This window comes from Flavobacterium sp. KMS (genome assembly GCF_000813005.1).
GTDB lineage: Bacteria > Bacteroidota > Bacteroidia > Flavobacteriales > Flavobacteriaceae > Flavobacterium.
On sequence record NZ_JSYP01000013.1, the window covers coordinates 83,406 to 95,881 of the forward strand.

Below are 12,476 nucleotides of genomic sequence, written 5' to 3' on the forward strand. Positions count from 1 at the left end.
TTAAATAATTGTCCTAATTTATTAATTATAAAACTTTTTATAGTTAAAGAGGAAAAAAAATAAAGGCATTTTTGGAGTTAAATTTTTTAACTTAAATAAACCTTTATGAATAGAACTTTACACCAAATTTTTAAGCGTTTTTTTTTATTGATAGTTTTAGTATCAATTTCTACAACTGCACAGATTAAAATAAATGAGGTCATGGCGAGTAATACCATGAGTTATGATCCTACACAATACAACTTTTCGGATTGGATAGAATTATATAATCCAGCGAATACTACAGTTAGCTTTCGAAATTATTATTTTTCTGATGATATCAATTTGCCTACTAAATGGCAAATTACAAGCTCTAAGGCTAGTATTTCTAAAGTAGGATATTTGCTAGTTTATTTTGATGAAACTAATACAAGCACAAATGCAAGTTTTAGGTTGGAGCCTAAAGGTGGAACTATCTATATGTTTGATGCCAGTAAAAATCTTGTAGATAAAATAACTTATCCTCCTTTAAATAACGGTAATATATCGTATGGCAGAACTACTGATGGTGGTAGTGAATGGAGTCTTATGAGTTATCCTACCCCTAAAACAACTAATGCTAAAGGTTTTCCTGCAAGTAAACAGGCTGAACAACCTTTGTTTAGTGAAGCGGGAGGATTTATTAGTGGGACGAAACAAATTACATTAACGAGTAAAACTCCTGGAGCTTTAATTTATTATACATTAAATGGTGACGAACCTTTTGATGCAACAACTCAGGTAACTGATGCATCTAAAATGCTTACTGGAAAAGCGTTGCTTTATAATGGCGCAATCTCTGTTACTAATGCTGTTATTAGAGCAAAAGTTTATGCACCTGGTTATTTACCAAGTACTGTTGTTACTCAATCTTATTTGCAAAATAAACGAAATATTGATTTGCCTGTTTTTTCGGTTTCTTTGAATGAAAAATATCGAAATGATGGAACGTTGGGAATATGGAGAAATTATAATAATAAGGTTATGAAAAGACCTTCTAATGTTGAGTTTTTTCCAACTCAAAATGGAGCGTCTAATTTTAACTATCAAATGAATGTTGAGATATTTGCAGCTAGTCAGCGTGCAAAAGAGCACAAACAATTTAATATTATAGCAGACAAAAGATTTCAGGGAAATAATCGAATGAAATATGACTTTTTTAATGAAAAGAAAGGTCAAAAAAGAAAGTCGGTTACATTAAGAACTTCGGGACAGGATGGAAAAAAAACGATGCTGCAGGATGCATTAGTTCATGTTTTGATAAAAGATCAAATGGATATAGACCGTAGAGCTTATGAGCCTGCTGTTGTGTATATTAATGGTAATTATAATGGCTTGATGAATATTAGAGAAAGAACTCAAAAGGATTATCTGGAATCTAATTATGGTTTGGAGACTAACGAATACGATTTGTTAGGTAAACATAACGATTATTCTACTATTCGTGCTTCTCAGGGAAACATGAATCAGTGGAATGAAATGGTAAGTTATCTTAAAGCAAATGATCTTAAAACTGAAGCAAATTATCTTAAATATGTAGAGAAGTATATTGATGAGCCAGAAGTACTAAATTATTTTTTAGTACAAACTTATATTAATAATAGGGATCAGCCTGATAATAACATTAAAGCATGGAGACCTTATGCTAATAAAACAAAATGGCGTTATATATTGCATGATGCCGATTTGGCTTTAATAGTTTATTCATCTGCGGATAATAACATAAATCGTACACAAAAGAGTTCTACAAGCTCAATGGGTTATGTTTTTTATAGTCTGTGCAAAAATGCAACGTTTAAGCAAAAATTTGCAGGTCAGTATATTGTTCATGCATATCAAACATTTGATCCTACCAGAACAACACCTATTACTGATAGTCTTGCAAAAAAGATTGAAAATGAAATAGGTTATACACATGATGTTCATTCTTCGGTTCCGACTTTAGCAACTTGGAAAAAAAATATCCAAACGATGAAAGATTATTGGATTAAAAGACAACCCTATGCTACTAAACACGTAAAATCTTCTTTTGGTTTGAGTGGTAATGAGATGGCATTGAATGTAAATAATGATTTTTCTAAAGGGGATGTATTGTTAAATACTATTAAATTGTTGAATAATTTTAAAGGAAAATATTTGCAAAGTCTTTCTTATTCTTTGGAGGTTAAACCTAAAGCAGGTCATACTTTTAGATATTGGGATATTAAAATAGATAATGTAAGTAGTCAAGAATTTGGTGTTACTTATTCTGGAGTAATTCCTGCTAAAGCAACAAATGTTGTTATTACTGCTGTTTATGATAATGATACTGTAAGTTCTGAAACTAAAAAGAATGATGAAGATAGTACTGCAGATGCAGATGAGAATGTAATGAAATCCTCGGATGTGAATTTATCTGAGAACAAAGTTGTTATCGAGGAATTAAATAAACAGTTGGTAGCAAGCGATGTTAGAATATATCCTGTGCCAATTACGGAAGATATCCTTACGATTACTGCTGATGGAAATACGATATTAGCAGTCGAATTTTACGCTATAAATGGTTCTTTAGTAAAGAGAGTTGTACCAGAGGAAATGCCTCTTGATGTTTCTTTTTTAAGTAAAGGTGTTTACTTGTTGCGTATTTACACGGATAATGGAGTAGTAGTTAAAAAGATTATTAAATAAAAACTAATTAATTTTACTAAACAAAAGGTTTTAAAAAAGCGCATTGTCTATGACTTTGCGCTTTTTTTGAATATTTTTTGAGTTTATTGTTTTTTAGCCCAGATAGTAACGGCATCCTTTTCTTTGTTTCTTTAACAAAGAAAAGATAGAGTGGATAGCTGGAATTAGCTCCTTATAAAAATATTCAGGGTAATAATAAACCTAGATAATTAATAGGTCTAGTGCCGATAATTCTGTTACAAAAGGGCAGAACATACTTATTACCACTTCTTTTATTTTCATAAGTCCTGAACCTATGCAATTATTTTGATTCTTGATTTGACTAGGTGGATACCCAAAATATTTACGGAATGCTGTACTAAAATGATTAGGAGATTTATAACCTAACGATTCTGCTATTTGATATATATTTAGTTCACTTTTTAGTAATTTTTGTTTGGCTTCAGTCATTTTTAGTTCGTTTAGATAACCAAAAACGGTTGTGCCAAATATTTCTTTAAAGTATTTTTTTAGCTTAAATTCATTAGTTCCTACTTTTCGGGCAAGATCTATTAATGAGCAGGGTGCCATAATGTTTTGAGTAACTATTTCTCTGGCATGGTGCATTCTTTCGACATCAATTTTCGGAATTGAATGTAAAATCTTTTGTGCTTGAGTTAATTGCTCTACTTGTAATAATAATAATTCAGAAACTTTTGTTTCCATGTACATTCTACGAAAATGACCAGTTCTTTCGCAAGAGCTTATGTCTCTTACTACAGCCAAAATCTCTGGCGTCATAATCTCGCTATATTTTACTTGTTTTACTGGATTTTCATTAGAATATGTTGAGATGAATTCAAAATCCAGATCTAAAGAATCTACTAGTGTGTTGTAGGTATCTTGCGGGATTAATATCGAGAGGTATTCTATTGCTGTAGGTGTAGCGGGAAGTTTAGCCAGTTTTGTACCTGCGGGTAAGTAATGTATTTGGTGATGCATCATGTTGGTACATCCTTTCATAAAAAAGAACATCTGCATGACTGGTTCGTCTGTAAAATATTCAATTTTTATAGGTTGTAATAAATCCACCTCGATAAAGTTTATAAAAAACGATCCTGCTAAAGTTTGGCTATCTTTTATGCTGCCATATTTGGAATCACTGAATGTAATAATATCTTCAATAATTTCGTAAGCGTGATCTTTTTCTTCAAAAAAAGTCTGGTCACAGAGCTTGTAATCTATGTCTTTTATCGTGGTTTTAAGTTGCATTCTAATTCTTACTATGTTGGTTACAAAGATACGTTTATATTTAATATCTGTATTGAGTCTAAATAAAAACAATCCTTTTTGTGTATGTTATAATCCCTTATTGACACCCTTGACCCGAGAGACTAGAGGTAATTTTGCAGGCAAATTAACAATGCCAATTTTACTTTTTAATGCGTTTCAAAAACTACATCGATTGTTTTATAGCAATCAAGAATATAATAACTGATTGTATTACAAATGGATGCGATGATGTATTTGGGTTAAAAGAAAAACTTTTTTTTGTAACCAATACAAATATTCAGCCTTTAAAAGAGAAAAACTCTTTATTACAATCTCTAAAATATAGTTTGTTATTTGTTGGTATGTTTTTTCTGCCTTCAGGGGCATTTGCTCAAAACGGAACTCTTTCGGGAGTTTTAAAACTAGAAAATGGTACACCAATTAGTTATGCAGCTGTTGCTGTTAAAAACACAAAGAATCAGGTAATTACAGATGATGAAGGTAAGTTTGAATTTAGAGGTCTTGCTTTTGGGCAGTATGAGATTGAGGTAAGTTCTATCGAGATTACCAGAAAAAGCATTAATGTAGAATTTAAAGGCAGCAACGAAAGGATTATTCTGGTTGTTGAACCTTCAGAAAGTTTAGGCTTAAAAGAGGTTGTTATTAATGTAAAGACTGAGAAAAAAGAGGTTGAAACTAAGGGTTTTGCTGTAAATGTTATTGATACTCAAAAGATGGCTTTGCAGTCTATACAAACTAATGAGTTGCTGGATCGTTCGGCAGGGGTTCGTATTAGGCAAGATGGTGGATTGGGTTCTAAGATTGATTATAATATTAATGGTTTATCGGGTAATGCTGTAAAGGTTTTTATTGATGGTGTTCCTGCTTCTAACTTTGGTTCTTCATATTCATTAAATAGCATTCCTCCAGCATTAATTGACCGTATCGAGGTTTATAAAGGAGTTGTTCCTGCCAATCTTTCTGAAGATGCATTGGGTGGAGCGATTAATATTATTCTTAAAAAGAAAACTAGAAACACGCTTGTTACATCTTATTCATTGGGTTCTTTTAATACTCATCAATGGAATATAGCGGGTAATTACCGAAAAGAAAATGGGTTAACAGTTGATGCTTCTGCATTTTACAATTATAGCGATAATAATTATGAAGTTTGGGGAAAAAGTATCGCTTTTAAGGATTACACAGGACAAACGAAGACTGATCAACGTGCAAAACGTTTTCATGATGCTTATAAATCATCTGGAGTAAAGTTTGAAGCTGGTTTTACAGATGTTAAATGGGCAGATAGGTTTATGATTGGTGGTATTTTATCTAAGGATTATAAAGAGGTTCAGCATGGTATTACAATGGATAATGTATATGGTGACCGCCATACCAGACGTAATTCTAGCATTGCAACATTAACTTATAGTAAGAGTGATTTATTTACAAAAGGATTTTCGCTAAAAGTTGATGCAAGTTATTCTTATTTAAAAAGGCAGGCTATAGATACTGTAGGTGTTATGTATGATTGGACAGGAAAACCAATAATGTATCCTGACGGAACTTATGTAAAATATAGTAGTGGGGCAGAGGTAGCAAGTGCTAAAACTCTAGGTATTAATACTGATAAGACTTTGTTTGTTCGTACGAACTTAGGATATACAATAAATAGCAATAATACGATATATGCCAATTATATGTATAATAATTTTATACGTGGTATATCGGATGAATTACAACCTTTGGGTCTGCAATTACTAGAGAATACCAGGGATTTAGAAAAAAATATCGTTTCGTTTACGTATGAGAATTTGGCCTTTTCGCAGAAATTGAGAACTAATATTTTTTACAAGCATTATTTTCAAAAGGCAACTTCAAATGAACCTTATAGGAAAGATATTGTTACAGGAGTGCCTAATTACGAAATGAGAGTATTTACCAAAAAATCTGATTTTAGCGGATATGGTATTACTTTATCTTATGAATTAAATCCTAATTTGTATTTGTTAGGATCTGCAGAGAAAGCGATGCGATTACCTAGTCCTAACGAATTGTTTGGTAATGTTAATGATAATTTACTTGCTCCGGCAGGAGAGCTTAAGCCTGAAACGAGTTACAATGTAAACATTGGAGTAAATTGGTCTGGATTAAAATTTGGCGATCATTCTATTAGACTAAATACCTCTCTTTTTTATAGAGACACTAAAGGAATGATTAGGGAATCTATAAGGGCAGGAAGTTTTACTTACTCGCAATTTGAAAACCTTGAGAATGTTATGTCTCGTGGTATAGATGCTGAGATTATTTATGATTATGCCAAGAAGTTTAATCTCTCATTTAATGTGTCCAAGTTTGAGTCTTTATTTAATACTCAATTTGATGCCAATGGTGCTCCATATTTATTTTATCGTATGCAAATAAGAAACGAGCCTTCGTTTAAATTTAATATTAATGCAGTTTATTATCAGGATGATTTATTTGCAAAAAACGCTAAGGCTTCTATTTATTATAACATCAGTTATGTAGATGAATTTCTTAGGAATTGGGCAAATGTTGGAGGTAAGAACTTAGACTATATTCCAACACAATTTTCTAATAGTTTAGGAATCGCTTATACTTTTCCTTCTAATAGATTTACGATTAGTGTAGATGCGAAAAACATATTTGATCAACAGATATTTGACAATTTTGGTTTGCAAAAACCAGGCAGGGCATTTTTTGCCAAATTAACGTATTCATTAACTTCAAAATAAATAATCGCAATGAAAATTAAATTTAGAAATTTAAAAAGTACATTACTATCAGGTGCTTGTGCAATAGCACTACTAGGCTCATGTAGTAGTAATGATAATAATGGAGACACTCCTACATCGCCAGAGGTAAAAACTGATTTTCAATTGGCTTTTGCTAGTGGTTCTGGTAGTATTTCTGGTACTTATCTTCAGGGGGTTACAGATCTTTCTCAAGGTGAAATTTCATATTCTAAAAAAGGATATTCAATGACTTCATCTCGTACAGCAAGAGTATTTACATCTACAGATGGTTCGCTTGTTTACAGTCTTAATTATACAATTGGTACTATTGATAAGTTAACGTACCATGGTGGAGATAATTATAATAAAATAGTAACTTTTGATGCTTCTATTCCATTAGGGGTTAAGGCAGTACGTTTTACAAAAATGACTGATAAAGTTGGATCTGTTCATAGTATTGCTTCTGTTAAAGTATTTGGAGGAGCTAATAATACAGAGTTTTTAAAACATAAGATAACTGCAAGTATCGGTCTTCTTGATTTAGAAGCCATGAATTTTGGTAGTAACTTTAAGAAAGATATTGATGTAGTTCTTCCTGGAACTTTGGCAAGTGAGGGGTATTATATTGATCGTATTGATTGCCCGGTTATTTCTGGTAATAAATTGTATTACGGTACATCTGTAAGTAAATTTAATGCATCAACTGGTGCTAATGATGCAACTGATAAAACATTTACTCTTGTATTAGACTATCCAAGTTTAGCTAATGCTACTGTAATTAGTACTTCGCAAGTTAAAGGAGCTACAAATGGTTACCGTACACCAACACAACACTTTAATGAAGCTGGTGAAATCATGCAAATGGTAAGTAACGGTAAGGATTTAAATATCGTGAAAATTATAAATGGTAAATATGATGAAACCTATAAATATAGCGTAAGCGGATTGTTAGGTAGAGATGCTTCTAGTAATGGTTGGTTCTATGCTGGTAACGGAATTGGATATATGCCTTACGAAAAGAAAGGTGACACAAAAATTCAGATTGGTGTTGATAAAAATGGTGATCCAAGCTATTCTGCTCCTTGGGGATTGGCTAGAATCGACCTTAAAAACAATAGGATTGTAGACTTAAATGTACCTGCTGGATTATGGTTAACTCAATACCAATTTTCAGTTGTTAAAAATGGTAAATTTTATATTGCATTAACTCCAGTAGGAACTCCGGGTAACATATATATGTTTGATGTAAATTCTACAGATGCTAATGGTACTTTGGGTGCAAGAATAACAGCAGGTGCAGATCAATATTATATTGGAATTTTTTAAGGTTCTGAGATTTTAAGAAAGGTACAGAGGAACTAAGAAGCAAAGGTTCAAAGGTTGTTTGGTTTATGTATAAACTGAGTAACTTTTGAACCTTTGTTTATTTGTAAGGTGCTAAGGTTTTTTTTGAAAAGGCACTAAGGCACTAAGATGCAAAGGTTCAGAGGTTCTAAGAGGCAAAGGGACAGAGGGCACAAAGTAATCTAAAATCTACCTTGAGCCTCGGGACTAAAATTTCTATTTTTTTGCAGTCATTGTTGCGCCAGCAGAAGCTATAACTACCAAGGCAACAGCTAGTATTTGGCTAATAGTAAGGTGTTCTTGCAAAAAGAAAAAGGCACAAATCGAGGCTGCAGCTGGTTCTAAACTCATTAAAATACTAAAGGTACGCGGAGGTAGTTGTCCTAGTGCTTTCATTTCTAATGTAAACGGAATTGCGCTAGATAAAAGTGCAAGTGCAATACCCATTCCTAATAAACCAGGTGTAAGATTACTTAATCCGTTTTCCATGATTCCAAAAGGGACGATAAGTATAGAGGCAAATAACATTCCTGTTGATACTGCATCACCATCTTTCATAACTCTGGAAACTTTTCCTCCTAATATGATATATGTTGCCCAGAAAACACCTGCTAATAATGCAAATAAAACACCAACAAGATCGATACCATTGCTAGACCACGGCGCAATAAGAGCAATTCCTATTGCAGCAAGTAATACCCATAAGTAATCGACTAAACGCTTAGAACCAAAAACGGCTACTAATAAAGGTCCTACAAACTCTAATGTAACACCAAGACCTACCGGAATTCGTTCTATAGCTAGATAGAAAATTAAGTTCATTGCTCCCAAAGACAAACCATAAGGAATTACAAGTTTCCATTGAGGAGGAGTAATCATACGTAAGTTTGGTCTATAAACTAATAATAATATTATTGCAGAAATTCCTATACGTAACGATGCAGTTCCAGCTGCACCAAGAACAGGGAATAGACTTTTTGCAATGGCCGCTCCACATTGTACACTTAAAATTGCTAAGATAATTGCTGGTAATGGAGGGATATTTATTAGTTTGTTTTTCATGGAAAGATTCAAAATATGAGGGCGCGAAATTACAAAAAAACTAACTTAAAATTTTGTAATAAAAGTTAAATGATTTGTAATCTTTTCTTGAATATTTTACAGGAAAAACACTACAATATTTTTAAGCGTTTTTCGGTGATTTTTTAACCATATAAGTCATTTAAGAAAACTTAAGTTTCGTTTACATGAAAGTTATATTCTTATATGGTTAACTTTTTAGTTTAATGATATAACTCAAGAATTAATCCTCTAGTTTGGCGAAAAAATCATTCCTTGAAATATAATTTTTAAGAGGTAAAACCAAGCAAGTTGCCAAAACAAATGGTAGCGTAAATGCACCACCAGCATTTTGAAGAATTTCAATTTTAGCATTTACTAATCCGATATTGATTATGACACAGATTACTACTGAAATTAAAACCAGAGCACCATCTATTTTTTTATTTCCAGCAAAAACAATGGCACACAGTACTGCATTAAAACTAAATAATCCCATATGAATTTCATTAATAGGCTCGTGTCCATGAAAAGAAAGCGCCGAACTTATTGCAGAAGCCATTAAACCATATAAAGCAGCAATAGGCGAATTTATATAAACTCCAATAAAGAAAAGAAGCCCTGCCCAAATACTTGCCTGAAAAATTACTTCTCCAAAACCATTTACCTCAGAAGAAAAAGCGTCAATATCTGTTAAATCAGGAACGGTTAGGTATTCTGGTGATGGAGGAATATTCGAAAAGTGATGAAGTAATGATACTATAATCCAGGTAACAAAAATAAATGGGAAAGTAAAAACAGGAATTTTTCTTTTGATAAAGAAATGCTGAAGCATTGCAGCAGCAATAGATCCCAGAATAACGAGTAGCCAAATAATGACTTCATTTTTGAATAAAAAAACCAATGCAACACCTACTAATGACGGACTGAATCCGTATAATCCCATTTTAATTTCTTCTTTGTCATATTTTAAAACCTTAGCGGTAAGTGTACCTGTTAAAGATGCAAGAAGTACTGCAATACCCATTGATGCAGATCCTGCAAAAAGTCCAATGGTAAAAAGCAATCCAGTATAGATGTTTTCTTGCAGCATTATTTGTCCAACACCTTTTAAAACTTCACTTGCAAGGGGAAATTTTTGTTCTATTATTTTGTTCATCTTTTTCTTTTTTTATCTAATTTGTAGATTTTTTGTTTGCTATAATTGTAATTATTTATAAAGAAATTATAACAGTTTACCATCCTAAGAATACCATCCCGAATGCGCAAGTTGTAATTACAAAACCACCTATTGCGTTAGAGTAGCGCTCTAGTTTTTCAGTCTTGATAAGGCTGTATCCATAACGACCTAAGATTACCATAAGTAACATGGTTAGAACGGTAGAAATTGTAAAGACACTAATAAGTACCACGATTTCGGTTACAGAACGCTGTGTTCCTGAGAAAAAGAGTAGAGGAATCAACGGTTCGCTTGGACCCATAACAAAAATTGCAAATAGAACCAAAGGTGTTACTTTTACTCTTTTATCAGGCATTACAATTTCGCCATGTTTGTGTTCAAAAACATAAACATCTTCACCTAGAACATCAAAATGTTTATGAGGTTTGTTTTTATAAGCTTGCCAAACTCCATAGATTAAATAAATGAGTCCAAAAATCAATAAAGCCCAGCCAGAAATGTTTCCGCGTATATCCTGAAACCAGCTTATTTTATTCATTTGCCAGCCTAAAAACACAGCAATCAGACCAAGAACTACAGAACTTAAAACATGACCAAAACCACAAACTATTGTGAGCATATAGGTTTTAAAAGCAGACCATTTTCTTGAACGTGATAATACAATAAAAGGTAAATAATGATCTGGTCCCGACATGGTATGTATGGAACTAATGGATATGGCGGTGAGCGATAATGCCCATAATGTCTCTGTCATGATAAAATATTTTCGGTTTTAAAAGCCCATACTTTTTTCTGTATTTTCTGGAAGCAATTAAACATTTGTTCTCCTCCGTGGCCTAATAATCTTAGAACAAAACCATCATTTTGTAAAGATGAAATTCCGAATTCCAACTCCTTTTCAGTTGACATCATTTCGTAAATCTCTTCTATAAAATCATCAGTTTTAATGTTTTTAGTATTCAGATAAACTAAAGTGCCTTGATGAGTAAATGTTTCTAAGCAGCCTATAGAATCTAATGGGATTATTTGGGGGCGTAATAAAATATTGTCTTTAAAAATTAATTTTTGTTTATGGAAGACTTCAGTTTTATTCTGAAAATGAGAATATTTAAAAACTTCTCCATGGTGTTTTCTTCCACAAGTAATTATTTCACCCATCATAAGATCACAATCATCTTCGATGTAAATTGTATTTGTACTTATAAATGTTGAATTTTCATGTGGTACAATCGGATGTGGTACATAAAAGAAAGAAGTGTTTGCTTCCATTTTTGCAACAAGATTTTGCGTTGCATGACCATCCATATTAAATAAACGCTGGTAGGATTGTGATAATAGCTGCAAACGGGCATTTTCTTCTACCAGAACATCAATATAATAATTATCACCATTTAAAATTCCTGGTGACGAACTGGTTATCATTAAGTATGCGCCACCATCCTTTTTTAATTGTCCCACAGGAACAACGCGAAAAGGAGGTGTTACATATACATCTTTCATGTAAGAGTTTCCATCTCTACAGCCTGTTACGATGCTTAATTTAGAATCCATTAGCGGTATAACTTTGGTTCTTCGACATCTTCTAAAAGGGCATATTTTTTAATCCATCCTATAATACTGTCAAGACCTTCATCCGTTTTAAGATTACTAAAAACAAATGGTTTTCCCTGACGCATTCTGCGAGCATCATTTTCCATTACTTCTAAGCTTGCACCAACCATAGGAGCAAGGTCAATTTTATTAATCAGTAATAGATCAGAACGTGTAATTCCAGGACCACCTTTTCTTGGAATTTTTTCACCTCCAGATACATCAATAACAAAAATGGTTACATCGGCTAAATCTGGACTAAAGGTTGCCGAAAGGTTATCACCACCACTTTCGATTAAAATAATTTCGATATTAGGAAAGCGTTTTGCCAGTTCATCTACAGCCTCTAAATTCATACTTGCGTCTTCGCGAATGGCCGTGTGTGGGCATCCACCAGTTTCTACTCCGATGATTTTTTCTTTTGGCAAAAGACTGTTTTTAGCCATAAATTCGGCATCTTCTTTAGTATAGATATCATTGGTAATTACCCCGATATTATAATCGTCCATTATTTTTCTGGAAAGTCTTTCCAAAAGTGCTGTCTTTCCAGATCCTACAGGACCAGCGACACCTATTTTTACATATTTTCTATCTTCCATTTTTATTCTAAA

9 protein-coding genes are annotated in these 12,476 nt (G+C 32.7%); 3 read left to right on the forward strand and 6 right to left on the reverse strand.

The window, feature by feature from the left end; genetic code table 11:
• Window positions 1–105 precede the first annotated feature (105 nt).
• Window positions 106–2,685: a CotH kinase family protein gene (locus OA93_RS14440; RefSeq protein ID WP_039114073.1), complete on the forward strand. Its 2,580-nt coding sequence runs from the start codon at window positions 106–108 to the stop codon at window positions 2,683–2,685.
• A gap of 201 nt (window positions 2,686–2,886) precedes the next feature.
• Here OA93_RS14440 and OA93_RS14445 read toward each other — a convergent pair whose 3' ends face one another.
• Entirely contained in the window at window positions 2,887–3,936 is a 1,050-nt protein-coding gene (locus OA93_RS14445; RefSeq protein WP_039114074.1) for an AraC family transcriptional regulator, read from the reverse strand.
• Window positions 3,937–4,106: 170 nt separating this feature from the next.
• Here OA93_RS14445 and OA93_RS14450 point away from each other — a divergent pair, with 170 nt between their 5' ends.
• A complete protein-coding gene (locus OA93_RS14450; protein WP_052259460.1) occupies window positions 4,107–6,692 on the forward strand; it encodes a TonB-dependent receptor in 2,586 nt (861 codons plus the stop codon).
• Between the two features lie 9 nt (window positions 6,693–6,701).
• Window positions 6,702–8,018: a hypothetical protein gene (locus tag OA93_RS14455; RefSeq protein ID WP_039114075.1), complete on the forward strand. Its 1,317-nt coding sequence runs from the start codon at window positions 6,702–6,704 to the stop codon at window positions 8,016–8,018.
• Between the two features lie 234 nt (window positions 8,019–8,252).
• Here OA93_RS14455 and OA93_RS14460 read toward each other — a convergent pair whose 3' ends face one another.
• From OA93_RS14460 to ureG, 5 genes are all read right to left on the reverse strand, one after another.
• The gene (locus tag OA93_RS14460) at window positions 8,253–9,098 is read right to left on the reverse strand and encodes a DMT family transporter (protein WP_039114076.1); all 846 of its coding nucleotides are present in this window, start codon (window positions 9,096–9,098) and stop codon (window positions 8,253–8,255) included.
• A 241-nt stretch (window positions 9,099–9,339) separates the two neighbouring features.
• Window positions 9,340–10,254 (reverse strand): urea transporter, encoded by a 915-nt coding sequence (locus tag OA93_RS14465; RefSeq protein WP_039114078.1) that lies wholly within the window; start codon window positions 10,252–10,254, stop codon window positions 9,340–9,342.
• 76 nt (window positions 10,255–10,330) lie between these two features.
• A complete protein-coding gene (locus tag OA93_RS14470) occupies window positions 10,331–11,029 on the reverse strand; it encodes a sulfite exporter TauE/SafE family protein (RefSeq protein WP_039114079.1) in 699 nt (232 codons plus the stop codon).
• Window positions 11,026–11,826, reverse strand: coding sequence for an urease accessory protein UreD (locus tag OA93_RS14475; protein ID WP_039114081.1), 801 nt, complete (start codon window positions 11,824–11,826; stop codon window positions 11,026–11,028). Before OA93_RS14475 ends, OA93_RS14470 begins: the two co-directional genes overlap by 4 nt.
• Window positions 11,826–12,464, reverse strand: coding sequence for an urease accessory protein UreG (gene ureG, locus OA93_RS14480; protein ID WP_039114119.1), 639 nt, complete (start codon window positions 12,462–12,464; stop codon window positions 11,826–11,828). The genes OA93_RS14475 and ureG overlap by 1 nt, the downstream gene beginning before the upstream one ends.
• Window positions 12,465–12,476: the final 12 nt, after the last annotated feature.

Bases quoted from the DNA above. Each gene is read 5' to 3' on its own strand.
- OA93_RS14440 (WP_039114073.1), top strand. From the start codon at position 106: ATGAATAGAACTTTACACCAAATTTTTAAGCGTTTTTTTTTATTGATA.
- OA93_RS14445 (WP_039114074.1), bottom strand. From the start codon at position 3,936: ATGCAACTTAAAACCACGATAAAAGACATAGATTACAAGCTCTGTGAC.
- OA93_RS14450 (WP_052259460.1), top strand. From the start codon at position 4,107: ATGCGTTTCAAAAACTACATCGATTGTTTTATAGCAATCAAGAATATA.
- OA93_RS14455 (WP_039114075.1), top strand. From the start codon at position 6,702: ATGAAAATTAAATTTAGAAATTTAAAAAGTACATTACTATCAGGTGCT.
- OA93_RS14460 (WP_039114076.1), bottom strand. From the start codon at position 9,098: ATGAAAAACAAACTAATAAATATCCCTCCATTACCAGCAATTATCTTA.
- OA93_RS14465 (WP_039114078.1), bottom strand. From the start codon at position 10,254: ATGAACAAAATAATAGAACAAAAATTTCCCCTTGCAAGTGAAGTTTTA.
- OA93_RS14470 (WP_039114079.1), bottom strand. From the start codon at position 11,029: ATGACAGAGACATTATGGGCATTATCGCTCACCGCCATATCCATTAGT.
- OA93_RS14475 (WP_039114081.1), bottom strand. From the start codon at position 11,826: ATGGATTCTAAATTAAGCATCGTAACAGGCTGTAGAGATGGAAACTCT.
- ureG (WP_039114119.1), bottom strand. From the start codon at position 12,464: ATGGAAGATAGAAAATATGTAAAAATAGGTGTCGCTGGTCCTGTAGGA.